Source organism: Okeania sp. SIO2F5, assembly GCF_010692685.1.
Lineage (GTDB): Bacteria > Cyanobacteriota > Cyanobacteriia > Cyanobacteriales > Microcoleaceae > Okeania > Okeania hirsuta.
This window is the reverse complement of the sequence record NZ_JAAHGU010000006.1, coordinates 116,404-133,757: the sequence shown is the minus strand read 5'-3', so window position 1 is coordinate 133,757 and position 17,354 is coordinate 116,404. Positions and strand designations below refer to the sequence as shown.

Annotated in this window: 14 protein-coding genes; 8 read left to right on the top strand and 6 right to left on the bottom strand. The window is 34.7% G+C overall.

Translation table 11 applies throughout. From position 1 onward, the window contains the following. The first annotated feature begins 7 nt into the window (after positions 1-7). The 3 genes from F6K27_RS03645 to F6K27_RS03635 all read left to right on the top strand — a co-directional run bounded on the left by F6K27_RS03645 (position 8) and on the right by F6K27_RS03635 (position 2,853). Positions 8-298 (top strand): NAD(P) transhydrogenase subunit alpha, encoded by a 291-nt coding sequence (locus F6K27_RS03645; RefSeq protein WP_094678584.1) that lies wholly within the window; start codon positions 8-10, stop codon positions 296-298. Continuing rightward, positions 298-1,701 (top strand): NAD(P)(+) transhydrogenase (Re/Si-specific) subunit beta, encoded by a 1,404-nt coding sequence (locus tag F6K27_RS03640; RefSeq protein WP_287273979.1) that lies wholly within the window; start codon positions 298-300, stop codon positions 1,699-1,701. The genes F6K27_RS03645 and F6K27_RS03640 overlap by 1 nt, the downstream gene beginning before the upstream one ends. A gap of 852 nt (positions 1,702-2,553) precedes the next feature. After that, the gene (locus tag F6K27_RS03635; RefSeq protein ID WP_287273978.1) at positions 2,554-2,853 is read left to right on the top strand and encodes an RNA-binding protein; all 300 of its coding nucleotides are present in this window, start codon (positions 2,554-2,556) and stop codon (positions 2,851-2,853) included. Between the two features lie 253 nt (positions 2,854-3,106). Here F6K27_RS03635 and F6K27_RS03630 read toward each other — a convergent pair whose 3' ends face one another. Both F6K27_RS03630 and F6K27_RS03625 read right to left on the bottom strand, forming a co-directional pair. Further along, positions 3,107-3,766, bottom strand: coding sequence for an ElyC/SanA/YdcF family protein (locus tag F6K27_RS03630; RefSeq protein ID WP_287273977.1), 660 nt, complete (start codon positions 3,764-3,766; stop codon positions 3,107-3,109). Positions 3,767-4,265: 499 nt separating this feature from the next. Further along, positions 4,266-4,934: a DUF2301 domain-containing membrane protein gene (locus tag F6K27_RS03625; RefSeq protein WP_287273975.1), complete on the bottom strand. Its 669-nt coding sequence runs from the start codon at positions 4,932-4,934 to the stop codon at positions 4,266-4,268. Between the two features lie 86 nt (positions 4,935-5,020). Here F6K27_RS03625 and F6K27_RS03620 point away from each other — a divergent pair, with 86 nt between their 5' ends. Next, positions 5,021-5,647 (top strand): calcium-binding protein, encoded by a 627-nt coding sequence (locus tag F6K27_RS03620; RefSeq protein ID WP_124154982.1) that lies wholly within the window; start codon positions 5,021-5,023, stop codon positions 5,645-5,647. 1,126 nt (positions 5,648-6,773) lie between these two features. Here the strand turns inward: F6K27_RS03620 and F6K27_RS03615 are convergent. The 4 genes from F6K27_RS03615 to F6K27_RS03600 form a co-directional block, all read right to left on the bottom strand. Further along, a complete protein-coding gene (locus F6K27_RS03615) occupies positions 6,774-7,706 on the bottom strand; it encodes a spermidine synthase (protein ID WP_287273973.1) in 933 nt (310 codons plus the stop codon). Positions 7,707-8,448: 742 nt separating this feature from the next. After that, positions 8,449-9,987 carry an NAD(P)H-hydrate dehydratase gene (locus F6K27_RS03610; protein ID WP_287273971.1) on the bottom strand — a complete coding sequence of 513 codons (1,539 nt, stop codon included), beginning with the start codon at positions 9,985-9,987 and terminating at the stop codon, positions 8,449-8,451. Between the two features lie 363 nt (positions 9,988-10,350). After that, entirely contained in the window at positions 10,351-11,199 is an 849-nt protein-coding gene (locus tag F6K27_RS03605) for a hypothetical protein (RefSeq protein ID WP_287273969.1), read from the bottom strand. A gap of 234 nt (positions 11,200-11,433) precedes the next feature. Further along, on the bottom strand, positions 11,434-11,565 hold the full coding sequence (locus F6K27_RS03600; protein WP_287273967.1) for a hypothetical protein: 132 nt from the start codon (positions 11,563-11,565) through the stop codon (positions 11,434-11,436). Between the two features lie 290 nt (positions 11,566-11,855). Between F6K27_RS03600 and mnmA the strand changes: the two genes are divergently transcribed. The 4 genes from mnmA to F6K27_RS03580 all read left to right on the top strand — a co-directional run bounded on the left by mnmA (position 11,856) and on the right by F6K27_RS03580 (position 15,702). Beyond that, a complete protein-coding gene (mnmA, locus tag F6K27_RS03595; RefSeq protein ID WP_287274083.1) occupies positions 11,856-12,950 on the top strand; it encodes a tRNA 2-thiouridine(34) synthase MnmA in 1,095 nt (364 codons plus the stop codon). A gap of 378 nt (positions 12,951-13,328) precedes the next feature. After that, positions 13,329-13,577 carry a hypothetical protein gene (locus tag F6K27_RS03590; protein WP_287284195.1) on the top strand — a complete coding sequence of 83 codons (249 nt, stop codon included), beginning with the start codon at positions 13,329-13,331 and terminating at the stop codon, positions 13,575-13,577. A 682-nt stretch (positions 13,578-14,259) separates the two neighbouring features. Next, positions 14,260-14,742, top strand: coding sequence for a DUF2656 domain-containing protein (locus F6K27_RS03585; protein ID WP_287273966.1), 483 nt, complete (start codon positions 14,260-14,262; stop codon positions 14,740-14,742). A 348-nt stretch (positions 14,743-15,090) separates the two neighbouring features. Beyond that, entirely contained in the window at positions 15,091-15,702 is a 612-nt protein-coding gene (locus F6K27_RS03580; protein WP_287273964.1) for a macro domain-containing protein, read from the top strand. Positions 15,703-17,354: the final 1,652 nt, after the last annotated feature.

Genomic DNA, 17,354 nt, shown 5'->3' with positions numbered 1-17,354 from the left:
AAGGACTATGAGTGAAACATTAATTGCAGCTTTATTCGTATTCGTCTTGGCATCATTTGCCGGATTTGAAGTTATTAATAAAGTGCCACCAACTCTGCACACTCCCCTGATGTCTGGAGCAAATGCCATCTCAGGAATTGCAGTTTTGGGCGCACTAATTATTGCTGGTGACAAAGATTGGAATGTCACTGTGATTTTAGGTTTAATTGCTGTCGTTTTTGCCACCATTAACGTAGTTGGTGGCTTTTTAGTAACAGACCGGATGTTGCAAATGTTCAAGAAAAAGGAGGCTGCATAATGACTGACTTTATACCAACCGGAATCCAGTTAAGCTACCTAGTAGCAGTATCTCTATTTTTCGTGGGGCTGAAAAAGTTGGGTTCTCCAGCTACAGCTCGTAATGGTAATTTATTAGCATCAGTGGGAATGTTGATTGCTATTGTAGCAACCCTGCTAGAAAAGGAAGTAATCAACTATGAGATGATTTTGGTAGCAATTGTTGTCGGTTCCATTATTGGAGCGATCGGTGCTTACAAAGTAGAAATGACTGATATGCCTCAAATGGTTGGTTTATTCAACGGTTTGGGTGGTGCTGCTTCTGCAATGGTGGCAGTAGGTGAGTTTTGGCGGTATTTGGCTGTTGCTCAGTCTCCTCCATTGCCTACTACTATTACAGCATTATTGGGCGTATTAATTGGTGGCGTAACTTTTACAGGTTCTGTAATTGCTTTTGCTAAACTACAGGGAATTATGAGTGGTTCTCCGATCACTTTCCCATTGCAACAACCTGTTAATGCTCTCCTATTTGGTGGGTTTATTGTTGGTAGTGTCTATCTATGTGTCACGCCATTCAACTTACCCATATTTTTAGCATTGGTAGGCGTATCCCTAGTATTGGGTATAATGTTTGTCATCCCTATTGGTGGTGGCGATATGCCAGTTGTGATTTCTTTGTTGAACTCATTTTCTGGACTAGCTGCTAGTGCTGCTGGTTTTGTGGTGATGAACAATATGTTGATCATTGCTGGTGCATTGGTTGGTGCTTCTGGAATTATTCTCACAGTAATTATGTGTAAGGGTATGAACCGTTCCTTGACTAATGTACTGTTTGCTGCATTTGGTACTGGTGAAGGTGGTGGTCCTGCTGCTGCTGGTGGTACAACTGATAAGTCTGTTCGTAGTATTGACCCTGAAGAGGGTGCAATGATGTTGGGTTATGCGCGTTCTGTGGTAATTGTACCTGGTTATGGTATGGCTGTTGCTCAAGCACAACATTCTGTCCGTGAGTTGACAGACCAGTTGGAAGGATTGGGTGTTGAGGTTAAGTATGCTATTCACCCAGTTGCAGGACGGATGCCTGGACACATGAATGTATTGTTGGCAGAGGCAAATGTGCCTTATCCCCAGTTATATGATATGGATGACATTAATCCTCAGTTTGACCAGGCAGATGTAGCTTTGGTGATTGGAGCGAATGACGTGGTTAATCCGGCGGCGCGTGCGGATCAGAATAGTCCGATTTATGGAATGCCCATTCTCGATGTTGATAAGGCAAAGCATACTATTGTGATTAAGCGCGGTCTTAGCACTGGTTTTGCTGGTGTGGACAATGACTTGTTCTACAAGGATAAAACTATGATGCTATTTGGCAGTGCTAAGGATATGGTTGCTAAGTTGGTTTCTGAGGTTAAGCAACTTTAATTCGGGGTCTTAAAATTAAATTTAGCTGTGGTAAGCGCATAATATTTGTCTCAAAGCGCTTACCTCTAACCCATTCAATACTGAGCATTGTTCATTGAGCAATGCTCATTTTAAGTGTTCCAGAGTAAATTATTTTTCATTATTTTGTTTGCTCTTGTTATTCCTTACAGAAGACTACACGAACTTATACCAATTCACTTAAAAAATGTCACAAATAGTTGGTAACTGATGAAGTCAAATAATAAGCTAAAATTACTGTAGAGTAGAGGTTTTAATATAGTTCCGGATAATTAGTTATTGTATGATGAGAGGAGTCAGAACTCAGAACTCACGAGTCAGTAAGAAGAAAGGATGAGAGTTGGAATTATCTGGGGATATTCCGGCATTTTATCATTTTCTTTGTGGGTTTAATACCCCACCGTCAACGGGGGTGTTCACGCATTACTTGGGGGAGCGTAGACGCGGAGCGGCCCTTCGTTGACTATCCCCATGTAATTTTCCTCCTGTCTCCTGTCTCCTGTCTCCTTCTTCAAGTCTGCATTGAATGGAAGTAGAAAGTGCGATAACTGTATAACCGGATTTTATATAAGTGTCTAAAATATCACTTCTGACTTCTGACTTTTGACTTCTGACTTTAGTGAAACGAACTTAGTTGGTCATTTTCTCGTCTTAAATATTTTCAATATTTTCAAAAAAGTCTCTGAATATAAATATCTATTGTGCTATTATAGAAGGTGAGAATAAATTCGGTTATAATGTTTGTTTATATTGAGGGCTACTTTCCTGTCGCTATTGACAAGCTTCTCTCCGAAATCTAAATCTCTACAAAAATCTTAATTTTGGAGAATATCTATGTCAATTTATGTAGGCAACTTATCCTACGAGGTCACGACGGATGACCTATCTGAAGTTTTTCAGGAATATGGTTCTGTCAAACGGGTTCATTTACCAACTGACCGTGAAACAGGACGCGTTCGTGGTTTTGGATTCGTGGAAATGGATACTGAGGCAGAAGAAGAAGCGGCCATTGCGGCACTTGATGGTGCTGAATGGATGGATCGCGAAATAAAAGTGAACAAAGCAAAGCCACGGGAGGAAAGGCCTTCCTTTGGTGGTGGCGGTGGTCGCAGAAACAACTCTCGTCGCTACTAATTTAATTCATTTTCATGAAAACCTAATTATAAGACTTAGTTTAGCTCCTATAATTATCAAGAAAGAATTTAGGTAGGGGAAACGTTGGATTAACAAAGTGCAGAATTTTGAATTGAATTCTGTAAAATTTTTATGTTTCGCAAGTGCGTTTAAGACCCTCTACCAAACATAAAATTTGGTAGTCTTTAATGAGTGATGGGTCTTAAATGCCTAATTAATGCTTTTTCCTGTCTACTAACTCCTAACTTCTTCTTCAAGATGTCCAATTGACAAAACGGGTATAAAAATAAGCGATCGCCTCTCCAACAACAGTCCGCATACCTGCACTAGACTGCCACCATCTGTGAGGATTATAATCTTTAGGTTCAAGAGCAATCACACCTACCTGAATATCTGGACTGAGAATATTTCGGTAAATCATCCAGCTACGGCGAGCGTGGGGTCCTAAAGTATAGATATTGATAGAGTCTACTTTGAGATTAGAAGTTGTTAGCCATTCTTTAACTGCAATAGCGGAGGCAGCAGTGCGATACTTAACAACTTGAGGAGTTGGTATCGTAACTACTCGGTCTGGATCGAAACCTAAAGTAATTAAAGTTGCTGCTGTTAGTTCGGCAAAGTTATTGTATTCTGATAGATAATATCCCTTACCTATGGGCGAACCTGTGGTAATTAATTTTTGATAAGCACCTTGCTGAAATTCAGCGATAGCTAACTTTACTGCATAGTCAGACATCCAACCCTCAACTATTAGTATATCTGCTTTTATGGGGGAGGTTAGTGCTAAGAATGAATAAATATTAAAGCAGCAAATCGTAATTAGAAAGATAATTAATCCTAAAATTAATATCCATACCTGGATTATTAAAATTAATTTTTCCTGCCATTGTAATAAAATGTTTTTTGGATACATTTAAGTAATCAACTAAGAAGTAAAGAAGAAAGAAAGTAACAGATTTCATCTCACACTAAATCCGGTTAATAAAACAGATTTATAATTTTTTTCTGTTCTTTACTCTTGACCTTCATAAGTAATTTATTTAAACTGAATTTTAGATAATATCAATTACTAAAAATCTTGCTATACTTGAGTGCTTTATAAGTTTGCAAAATCAAAGTTATGAGCGTAGTAGGGCTTTTGGTACAGTAGATTCCATCAGGGGTGAGGTACAACTATAGCGGGCAAGATGCCCGCAGTGGTAACATTTAATTGTTAATATATGTCTTCATATATTTGGAATCTGCTGTAAATGTTGTTATTCTGTTTTTCCTGACTACTGACTATTGATTACTTTTACTTTTAACTAAATGTAGGTAGCAAAATTTTTTAGATTTGCTATAACTACTATCTATTCAAAAAGACTCAATCTTCTTGATTTAACTTCAGTAATATTTACTGTTAATAGCTCTTTCTAGCTATGAGCTACTTCTTCTTGTTTTTTGTGTAAATACTCAAAAACACTCTTATCACCAATATCTGGAGGTATTGCTTGGAATACCTTTCGGATAGCAAAAATTATAAATAGAAACGCCCAAATTCCCAATAAAAACTCTTTGAATTCAAGTAATAAAAAGTTAGCCATATGAGATAGGAGTAAAAAAGGTACTAAAGGTGTGAGGAATTTTGTTTCTAGGCGGTTAAAACAAAAAGCTTCTTTGAAATAAATACCAGTCAAGGCCGCAAAGGTAAAACCAACACCCAAAATGGTAATTGGATTAGTGTAAACTACTAAGGGCAGGGGCTGACTACTGTTAATTGCTAAGATTACTGTAGTAATAGTCCCTATAATCCAAAATAACTGGAGTAGTCGGTGTAAAATGGCCATATAGATATGAATAGTGGCTAAACTTACACCTAAAGCTAGACAAAAACAGCCGTAGATAGGTGTTAGTGCTTTAATCACTGCTGGGTTGTTGCCTTGCCATAAGACTAAGGTGCTGCCTAATGCAAAACTAAGGGCAGCTATCATCAGGCCACTACGATAAATAATGACACTAAGGCGATCGCTTTTTGTGATCGTAAATTCTCCAAAATGTCCTTGATAAACTATCGGTTTTGGAGATTGTAGTATTTGTGTCATAATTTACTCCTAAAGAAATATAGATCGACTGATTTTTTTTACTTATAGATATTTTTAATCATAAACCTGGATAAGGGGAGAACTTTATGCCAAAATCTAATCAAAAACAAAATAAAAATAAGTCTCAACCTGATACCAGAAAACTAAAACCAATTGAGATTGATGAGACTATTATATCAGGGAAAACTGGTAAGTTGAATAATGGAGAAAATATAACTATTAGTGTACCTATTGATAATTTTTTACAGCAGATCGGTGCTTTTCAAGGGATGGAAGATGATGATCAAGCAGAACAAATTAATTTAGAAGTTTTTGAGCAAAAGTTAGAGGAAATTTTCAATACAAGTAATTTCAAAGTTAATCAAAGTAATTTAAAATCTTTTTTTAAATATCTCAAGCAAAATCTTGAATTTCCTTGTTTAGTAACAGGAATAGAAGAATTTGAGTGGGAAGTATATTATACTATGGGTCCAGGGAGTAAAAAAGAATATCAGAAGCTGAAGAAGAAAAAACCATCCTATACAGATGTGTTTAATCTGCTAAAGTTAGATGATAAATTAGATTTAGAGTCTGGAATCTTAGCAGAATTGGAGCGCACTACAGATAGTCAAAAATTTATATTGCCACTAGCTGAATTAGAAGCTGTTATGGAAGATTCTGAGAATGCTGAATTGTTAGAAGATTATTCTATGTGGTTTTTTACTTATCTATAATAAATTGAAAGTGGCCCTAAGAACTAAGTAGGGTGTGTGACGGTACGCTTACAATTTAATTTATGGAATAATGGTCGGTTTGACTCCTCACGAACCGCGTGCTGTTGGATAGTGAATTACGTAACACCCTTGGCACCCTACGCGGTCTTATATTTATTTGACAAACATTCTCTAAAGTGCTGTTGAAAGATATATAAGGTGTAATATCAAGTCCGGTAGCATCAGTATTGTATGTAAAGGTAAGGAAGGACCGAAGTTGGAAGAGGGAAGAAGGCTTTAGTTATCTAGAACGGAAGACTTAAAAGTCCAAAAAAACTTAAATTTTTTGTAGATATTCACCCTTGGGTTTATACAAACGATACCAGCGGACATGATATAACTACAGACTCAAATATCGAAATCATTTGATATCAATTGTTAATCTTTTCACCAGTTGGTGTATTTTCTGGAATAATTGCAAAGTTTTTGGCTAAACTTTTACACCTTTTTCTAATCAAATTACTTTAATAATTAAAACTAGATTTTATTTATTATATGAAGGATAAATATAGCAGAAGGAACAAGGAAGTTGGAAAAATTTGGTGTTGTCTAAATTTTAAGGTTTTAACATTTTAAAACCTAGCTAATTAGGAGTACGAATGTGCTTCATATTCTAACTTTAAGATATCTAATAGCAAACGCAGAATAAAGAATGTTACGAATTAATTTTGGCCATTAAAAGACTTTACAGTAGATATCTCTTTGACTAAAAAGATAGATAATACCAATTTGATAAATGTTTGCTACAAATAGTTAGGCTATTTCTTAGGAGTCAACCCACCTCTAACCCATCCCTGGAGGGGAAGTCAGTCGGACTGAGTCACACGATAATTGCTTCAATACCAGTTTGAACGGTCGTAAATTCTCTTTTTCGTCAAAGGGACATTTCCTACAAAATCTTTTGATCGCACTTATTATTTGAACACATTCTTTTTTCAAATTGGTAGAAGTTCCGACTTAAGAAATCCTACAGAAGCTATTCATTCTGACTCCTGTATGTTTTTCTACCAACGGCTTTATCTGATAAAATTTAATTTATGAAATTATTTACAACTGCTTGATTGAGTAGTAATTTTCTTGTTAGTTTTCAACCTGAAATCTGAAGAGATTTTGGTGGAGATTTCAAAGTATATATCTGAGTTTCTGTGGCGATCGCCTGTCGTACATTCAAAGGTATTTGCAACATTCCTAACAAAGAAATACCATCCATAACTTTTAAACCACCGATAGTTTTTTCTGCTAATAAAAGGTCTACTTTTTCTGGGTTTGGTGTAGAGGAAAGTTCTTGGTCCGAAGCAATAACAAATCCTAATGGAGTTCCAAAACTGGCAGAATAAGGCTCTACAGAATAAGTATAATTAAACACAGTTTGTAAAGTTTTAAGCACCCGGACATGAAGATACATTTCGGCAGGAGAAATTGAACCTGCTTGTATCATAACAACTCCATCAGGAGACAAAATTTGATAAATTTTTTGAAAGTATTCCTGAGTAAATAAGGGAAAAGACAGACCAAACTCAATAGGGTCAGTTAGATCGGAAATAATCACGTCCCAAGTTTCTGAAGAAGAGTTTAAAAAATTCTGGGCATCATCAATAATTAATTCTACCCGGGGGTCTTCAAAAGAATTTTGGTGCATTTCTGGTAGATACTTTTTGCAGGCATCTACTACTTCCCCATCTATATCAACCATAACTAATTTTTCCACAGTTTTCCAGCGTAATACTTCTCGTAATGTTGCTCCTTCTGCACCTCCAAGTACTAAGACTTTGCGTGGGGACTCATGAAAAATCATTGCTGGATGTACTAAGCATTCATGGTAGAGAAATTCTTCTTTGGTGCACGACTGCCACTTATTATCTAGTATTAAAGCTTTGCCATAGATACCTTCAACAATATACATTTCCTGATATTTAGTTTTTTGATAAACCAGCACTCGATCAATGCCATGTTTATAAATATCCCAAGGTGTAATTTGTTCAGCGAACCATAAATTTGTATTAAGTTTAGCACCTGCCATTGATGGTTTTCCTCCGAATAAATATTTAATTATAGCATTTTTAGACTTAAAGTTAGGTATAGCGTTTTTATGTGGGATGTGGAAACCAAGTGTTATGAAAAAGGTATGGAGGGAATAGTAAAGAAGGGAGAACAGCATTAAATATTAGCAAATACAAGGAGGTAAAGCAATCAATAAGCGTGCTTTTTTTATTATAAAAAACCTTAACCTACATTTACATCTCATATAAAAAAACTATAGTTTAAATTAAAAAAAGAACAATTAAACGAGGGAATAAAAACCTAGTAATGGTCTATTCAGTTATCAGTTATCAGTAACTCCTGGAATAGGGAAGCTTTGAAGATTCAGGATTTTCTTTTTTATCTCTTTATAAAGATCAAGATTGAGGCCGGATATTTTTTGTTAATTTAAAAGAGAAAAAGGATTATTTTGACTCCTCAATACTTAACACCATATCCCAGTTTTATATATATTTTTATGCCTGCCTAGTTAATAAGTGCTGATAGAATTTTGAGGCATAAATAAGGAGGTATTTCAGTTTCCAGATTTTGGTTTCTTATCAAACTAAGAAAGGTTATAGCATTTCTCAAGTTACTGAGGTGCAATGACATTTCTTCTTTTCTCACAGGAGTGCGCTACTAGGTGCGACAAACGCACCTCGCGGGGTCACACCGCTATTCCCTGTTGCCCGAATTACTACTCCCTATTCCCTAAAACCAAGGAATTTTGTAGTTCACGCTTCTTAGGAATTGCTATATATTTTTTCTAGTGCGGGGATTAAATACTGAGTTAAAGTAAAAGCATCTACTCCTAACTCGGTGCGTTTTTTTGCTGCGAATATTGCCGTTTGAGCGTGCCACCAAACTGCTGTTTTGACAGCTTCGAGTGGTGAAGTTTTAGCTGAAGTAATAGCTAATAAACCACCAACTAATCCTGTTAATACATCTCCACTACCTCCCCTTGCTAATGCAGGGGTACTTTCTGGATTAATCAATATTTTTTGACTATTGGCAATAATTGTTTTTGCTCCTTTGAAAACTAAAATCAGGTTACTGTTTTTAGTTACTTTTTTAGCTGATAATATCCGATTATTAAGTTGATTTTCTAGGTGAGGAAATAGACGTTTAAATTCTCCTGGGTGGGGTGTAATAATTGTTGGTGCTTGACGCTGACTGACTAAATAATTTTTTTCTAAATTATCACAAATATTTAAAGCATCAGCATCTAGAACTATCGGACAATTTACGGATAATATTGCTTCTACTATAGATTTAGGTTCTGTGGTTAAACCAGGTCCGCAGGCGATCGCTTCAAATTTACTTAAATCTATATCTTTTGGTAATTGTTTTATTGTTCCGGTTTCTGTTTCAGGACAACCAATAATTAGTGCTTCTGGTAAGTGATTATTTAGTATAGGTTTAATTGATTCTGGTACGGCAATTGATAACATTCCTACACCTGTTGCTCTAGCTCCTAATCCTGTTAAAATTGCTGCTCCACTATAACGATGGGAACCTACAATTAATAATAAATTACCGTTTTTATATTTATAGGTTGTGGGAGAAAGAGGTAAGGGAAAATTTGCTGTGGCAGATGTTTTTGTGATTCTTTCAATAGTGGGAATTTCTCCTAAAATTGCTGTAATATCTGTCAGAGGAATATCAAAATCTATTAGTTCAGATGTACCTATATATTCTAATGCTTGGTCTTGTAAAAATGCTTGTTTCCACAGACCCAAACAAAATGTGTGATTAGCAGAAATTGCTGTTCCTAAAATTGCTCCTGTATCTGTATGAATTCCAGAAGGTAAGTCGATACTAAATATCTGTTTTTTCCAACTATTAATTTCATTGATTGCTTTAGCTAAATATCCGGTAATTTCTCGTTCTAAACCAAAGCCAAATAAACCGTCTATGAGCAAGTCACAATTTTTGATCGGGGAAATATTATCAACAAAATTAACTCCTAAAGATTGCAGATATTTACTATGAGCATTTGTTAATTCTTTAAGTTTTAGTATCGGACAGTAAACTGTTATTTCATAACCTTGGAAATATAATTCTCTGGCTATGACTAAAGCATCTCCGCCATTATGACCAGGACCTACTAATATACCAATTTTACTAATATTACGATTGAATAATTTTACGATTCTTCGTGTTACTAATCCTGCAACTTTTTCCATTAATGCTGCTACTGGCATTCCGGCAACAAATATTCGTTCTTCTATTTGTCGCATTTGGGCAGCAGTAACTACAAATTTTTCTTTAGTATTGTTCATTGATTTTAGGGAGTAGGGAGTAGGGAGTAGGGAGTAGAGATTAGGGAGTAGAGAGCAGGGAGTAGAAAAGAAGAAAAAATGTACCTCAATAACTTGAGAAACGCTATATAAGATTCAGCAAACCCTAATTACCTATGTTTAAAAGTATAGGACTTACTAAAAGGATTTTTTGTCTTTTTTCTTCTTGATACATAAGGGACTTGAAATTTTACTTAAAGCAGTTTTGGAGGGTGCATCTCATATTTACAAAAATACTTTTTTCCTATATATTCCCTATTCTCTATTCCCTATTCTATATTCCCTGTTGCCTGTTGCCTAAAAATGTATTTCAATCAACTTTTAAATTTAACTTCTGACTGACTTTTAACGACCAAAGTAAATAACCACATTAACAAACCCCGAATCTAATAAATAGCGTTGCCACTTTTCTGCTATTTCTTCCTTTTCAAAAGGTCCTATCGCTACATTTTCGGGAATTTCTGTCACTTGAATACCTTGGTCGGGAATTCCTAATAATCGCAATTTATATGTAATTAAAGCTAAATTTGTTGACTTACTAGGAATTAATAAATAATAAGATTTACTATTACTTAGTCCATAAGCAATTGAACGTTTAACTGGAGGATATACACTAGCTGCTAAAATTGCAGGTTTTACAGGTTCACCAAAAGCTTCATTTGAATCAAGTTTTTCTAGTTGGGCATTAATTCCTCTTTCTTCCAAATAATCTAACAAATCTAAAGCGAAAAATAACTGAGAAAAACTTCCTACTTGAATTACAGTGCTGCCTGCAAAAGAGCGCAATACTGCTCTTGGTTCGATTTTTCGCCGAATAATTCCTAACAACAACGCACTATCTGATTCAATATAGACAACATACCGTAAATTGGGAAATGGATTTACTTCAATGGGATTAAATATTGGTTCTTGCTGTCGAATTGAGGGTCTTAGTGTTGATGGAGGTAATGCTTCAAGAGATCTTGGAAAGCTGGTATTTTCTGTTATTAATAGTGCATTTTTTTTTGTATTACTATTGGGACTAAAATTTGTGGTTTTGCTTTGCCTTTGATTGGTGGGTAAAATTTGAGTTTTAATGACTTTTCCTTGGGCGATAGTTTGGTGATTTATAGCTAAAAATCCTCCTAATATAATTGATAATAATGAATTTTTTGAAATTCTGTATTTTAATATTAAAAATAATTGGTTTGGCATGGTGAGTCGAGCAAATAAATGATGATTTTTAGCAGGCGCTCAAACATAGTTTATTATATGGATAAAACAAAGTGAAATTGGGTGCATCTCAATGCGTGAATAAAGCTAAAAAGTTATTGCTTTTAGGGAACAGGGAACAGGGAACAGGGAACAGGGAATATATAGGAAAAAAGTATTTTTGCTTGGTATGAGATGCACCCGTGAGATTATATATAGCAATTCTAAATTATCTTTTTATTTTGGGTTTAATACCCCACCGTCTACACGGTGTTGACAATTGATTGGGGTTTGAGTCCCCATCCATTTTTTCTTCCTTCTTCCTTCTTCCTTACTTAAGATTAATACAGACAAATTAATAAATTTCATAATTCTGTGCAGTCTCATATATAGCAGTCGAAGGAAAGGTTAAGAAAGATCGAGAACTTAAAACTCAGACAAAGTAATATTTTTCCTTCTTCCTTCTTCCCTCTTACCGAATAATTAAGGTAAAATTCCTCTCCTTTAAAGGAGAAACAAGAAAAAATTTTCCTTTTATTCAATCCTCTTCCTTTTAGGGAGAGGCAATTATCAATTATCAATTATCAATTATCAATTATTGAACTCTTCCTTCTTCAAAAAATCTATAATTTAAGATAAATACATATAGTTTTGATTTTATAACCTCAAATTCAATGAATAAAATTATAGTCGGTCTTTCTGGTGGAGTTGATAGTTCCACAACCGCAGCAATACTACATCATCAAGGATATCAAGTTGAAGGCTTAACTCTTTGGTTAATGAAAGGAAAAGGTCAATGTTGTTCCGAAGGAATGGTAGATGCTGCTCATATTTGTGAACAATTAGGTATTCCCCATCATATTGTGGATAGTCGCGATTTATTTCAAGCAAATATTGTTGATTATTTAGTAACAGGATACAGTGCCGGAATTACTCCACTACCTTGTTCTCAATGTAATAAAGCTGTGAAATTTGGCCCGATGTTAGCTTATGGCCGTGAAAAATTGGGTATTGACAAAATTGCCACGGGGCATTATGCACGAATTGATTATGATTCAGAAAGCGATCGCTATCAATTAAAACGTGCTATTGACCGTAACAAAGACCAGTCTTATTTTCTGTACGATTTAACACAGGACTTATTAGCTGGTTCCGTATTTCCTCTAGGAAAGATGGTGAAAAGTGAAACCCGACGGATTGCAGCAGAATATGGTTTGAAAACTGCTGATAAACCTGAAAGTCAGGATTTATGTCTAGTGGAAGCTAGCGGTTCGATGCGGGCATTTTTGGATAAATATATTACTCCCCATCAAGGTGAAATAGTTGACCAAGAGGGGCGAGTGTTAGGAAACCATGATGGTGTCCATCATTATACAATTGGCCAAAGAAAAGGTTTAGGAGTTTCGGCCCCTCATCCTTTATATGTGATTGATTTAGACCCAGTGATGAATCGGGTAATAGTGGGCGATCGCCACAGTGCGTCAAAAATGGAGTCCACTGTGAAGTTAGTTAATTGGGTTTCTATTGTCCCACCAACTATACCTATACGAGGGGAGGTGCAAGTGAGATATCGTAGTTTACCTGTAGCAGCAAATATTATTCCTTTGGGTATTAATGAGGAGAAACCACAGGATGGTTTTCGAGTTAAGTTAATGTTTGAAGAGGCAGTTTTTGGTATAACTCCTGGGCAAGCGGCTGTTTGGTATGACGGAGATATTTTGTTAGGTGGAGGGATAATTGAAAAGGAGGAGTAAGTGTTAGTTTGTTGTCTGGATTTTAGTTGATTATTGAAGTTGAAAATCCAGACGACTAAATTATCTATTAGCAGATTTCTTAAATTTTGCTTTGTGGGAATTTTTTTAAGGGTAAAACTAGAATAAATATGGGTTCCTCTGGAATTTTTTTGACGGTCGGAGGGGAAAATCTAGAAATAGTAAATTTTCTATGAGTCGGTTTCTCAGATTTTGGCTTGTACAAATTTTTTCAGGGGATAAAGTCAGAGTAAATATGGGTTCCTCTGGAAATTTTTTGACGGTCGGAGGGGAAAATTCAGGAGTAGTAAATTTTTCATCATTGAGTTTCTCAGATTTTGGCTTGTACAAATTTTTTCAGGGGATAAAGTCAGAGTAAATATGGGTTCCTCTGGAAATTTTTTGACGGTCGGAGGGGAAAATTCAGGAGTAGTAAATTTTTCATCATTGAGTTTCTCAGATTTTGACTGGTTGAAATTTTTTCAGGGTATAAAGTCAGGGTTAAGTATAGGTAACTCTGAAGATTTTTTGACGGTCGGAGGGGAAAATTCAGGAGTAGTAAATTTTTCATCATTGAGTTTCTCAGATTTTGACTGGTTGAAATTTTTTCAGGGTATAAAGTCAGGGTAAGCATGGTTTCTTCTGGAAATTTTTTGATGGTTAGAGGGGAAAATTCAGGAGTAGTAAATTTGTCATCGTTGGGTTTCTCAGATTTTGACTGGTTGAAATTTTTTAGGAGATAAAGCAAGAGTAAGTATGGATAAGTCTGGAAATTTTTTGATGGTTAGAGGGGAAAATTCAGGAGTAGTAGATTTTCCATGGAACATTCCTAGCAAAATTTATCGAAAATCAAAATATTGTCTGAATAACTAATAATTTTTGTCTAATATCAATTCCTCTGATTTATACTGTTTTTCTTGGAAATTTAGCCGTTGCTGATTCTGGGTATGATTTGATAATTTTATATTTTTGATTTTGTATTTTGGATGCTTTGAACTACTTGTTAATATTAACTGTTCCCTGTTCCCTATTCCCTATTCCCTATTCCCTACAAACCTACTTTCATACCTTAATTCAGCAATGCCGAAATTTATAGACATATCAATTTTATCTATGGTATTGATTTATGGTCTAATAGGATATATAGCAGTCGAAAGAAAGGGCGCGGACAACTCCAAAGCTTAAAACTAAGACAACATAATATTTTTCCTTCTTCCTTCTTCCTTCTTCCTTCTTCCTTCTTACTTCTTCCTTCTTACTTCTGCTGTAAAATTGTGAATTAAAATTTCTAGAACATAGGATAAATAAAATAATGACTGAATCTCAAACTGGACGAATGTTGCTTTCCCACAATTTTGAACTCTCAGAAAATACTCTGCCTGAATTAAATAGGGAAGAATTTGCTGAAGTTTTCATTAATGGTTTAAGCAAATACCCACAACTTAAATGTCGGCAATTAAATCATCCTCATTGGATGGTAGAAATTTTATTTGAAAATCAAGTTTTTTCTCCACCTCAAGTTGGTGAAAAATGTGCTGAAGCTTTAATAGAAAAGCGAATAATTCAAAAAAATGACAAGGATATAATTGTTGATGTCTTGATTCTGGGAGGTTTAAAAAAAACACCTCCATTAAATGATTCTCCTGATACTCTCCAAACAGGAGAATGGGGTATTGATGTTGTAGAAACTCACTCAGCAAAAACTTTTCTCAATATCCTTAACTGGGAGGAAAAAACTGCCGGAAAAACTATTGAAAATATTTTTAAAATAGAAGTGAAAAATATTCTGAGTTAATTTATTTACCGAAAAATTAAAGTTGTGCGAGGTATGTTTCACTCTTTAGTCAAAGTGGTAGATTCAAGATTTATATAACTTACGCAAAAGAAAAAAATATACGCCATTTTTAGGGGTTAACGGCCGTTAACCCCTACAATATTTGGTGGTTATGCGTAAGTCCTGATTAAATAAAAAAAATGATTTAACAATTTGTTGAGGAAGAAATAGAAAATATGTTTGAGACTCAATTCAACGCCCGTAAACTATGTCCAAAAATTATTTTTTAAGGCTGATATTTTTCCTTCTTCAAATTGAAAACCTATTAGGATTCTTGATAATTCTCAAGTTACCAGAATAAAGACTAATATGAAACTGATTTTAGTTGCTCCAAATACATCATTATATGATGCTTTTCAAGAACATTTCCATTATTTACCCAATCTAGAAATTATCAATAATTATTTCGAGACTGTACCAGAATATGACTGTTTAGTAAGTCCAGGAAATTCTTTTGGACTTATGGATGGTGGTATAGATGCAGCGATCGTCAAATATTTTGGTGATTTTTTAATGACTTCGGTTCAACAAAAAATATTAGATGAATATCTGGGCGAACAACCAGTTGGCACATCTACTATTGTCGAAACTGGTCATCCCCAACATCCTTTTCTTGCCCATACCCCCACTATGCGCGTACCTATGTCCATTGCTGGCACTGATACTCCTTATATCGCAATGTGGGCAATGTTACTGACAGTGCGACACCACAACCGTCAGCAAAAGCAACAAATTCAAAATGTTGTCTGTCCAGGTTTAGGTACAGGAATAGGAAAAGTTTCTTACCAAGAAGCAGCTAGACAAATGGCTCTTGCTTATGACCATTTTGTTTACCCGCCGAAATCAATTAACAATTTTATTGCTGCTGAAAGGCAACTCCAAATTTGGGAAGAGGGAGACTTGAAAAAAAGATATAGTTAAATTTATTACTATTATTTATAAGTTAGTTATTGATTTGGCTAGGCGATCGCTATTTTTATCTACACTATAAAATGTTAAATTTAATTATATTAACTAATATCATATGGATATAGTAATTTCATTTGAGTTGCGTAACAAAATTGGTCGCTTTTTGGCAAAAGGCAGGGGTCAATATGTAAGAAGGTTTGTTAGACTTTTTACTGTTAGTAAATCACCAACTCTTGTTTGACATCTCATTTGATAACGCTATCTAATATGCTAAAATTTCTAGTTTTGGAGCTGACTATAAAACAGTTTTTTGTCATATTCTTCGATCGAGTTAATTTGAAAATGAGCTATTAGCTAGAGGATCAATTTAATTAGTAGTAGCTCTAAATATCTTACTAATTTAGAGTTGGCAAAATTATTACTTTCTCTTATTTTACAGTAGTATTAAATTCACCTAGCTTGACACAGATTAAATTACCCCATAATTAAGACCCCATAATTAGGAGTTTAATTTATTGTCAGGTTATTTAACGGGACTTTAGTGAAAATTGTTGTCTTAGTGATTTACCAGGTCTAGTATTATTAGGATATAATTGAGCAAATTTTTAGATTTGCTACTCAGGTTCCAATAGATTTGTCACTAAATATTTAGTCTACTTCCATGTGTATAATTTACCTGGTTTCTATGACTATTATTAATAATATTTATTTTATGGGATATTTTTTGAGTTATATCATGTCTGTTGGTATCGTTTGTGTAAAAACTTGGGAAATATCTACTTTTTCTTTATTTCAAATCTTCTCTCCTAGATAACTAAGACTCTCTTCCTTTCCTAAACTTTATAATACTGATGTTGCCGGACTTGATATTAATTTAAATTTGAGGTGCTTCAATAGATATAGGTGATTTGATATTAATTTGCGATTGATTTTGACCAGTTTGACAAATCTAATATTCCGATGATAGTTCTGCTAAATTTTCTGGTCTACTTTTTTCTATATAACCCCAATTAACATGAATTTTTCTCTGACTATAGTGCCTTTAGACTTTAAAATAGAACTAAGAGAAACACCAATAGTTGCTATTGGTAAATATAGCATTCTCAGGAAAAGGTGCGGATATATAACTCATCTTAAAACTCAGACAACTCAAGATTTTTTCTTCTTGTTTATTCCTTTTTCCTTCTTGTTTATTCCTTCTGCATAGAACTAAGAGAAACACCAATAGTTACTATGGGTAAATATAGCAGTCTCAGGAAAGAGCGCGGAAATATAAAAAGCTGAAAAATCAGATAACCCAAGATTTTTCCTTGTTATTTATTTCTTTTTCCTTCTTGTTTCTTCCTTCTGCATAGAACTAGGAGAAACACCAAAAGTTGCTATTGGTAAATATAGTAGTCTCAGGAAAAGGTGCGGATATATCACTCATCTTAAAACTCAGACAACTCAAGATTTTTCCTTGTTGTTTATTCCTTTTTCCTTCTAGTTTCTTTCTTCTGCATAGAACTAGGAGAAATACCAAAATTTACTATTGGTAAATATAGCAGTCTCAGGAAAAGGTGTGGATATATCACTCATCTTAAAACTCAGACAACTCAAGATTTTTCCTTCTGATTTCTTCCTTCTGCATAGAACTAGGAGAAACACCAATAGTTACTATTGGT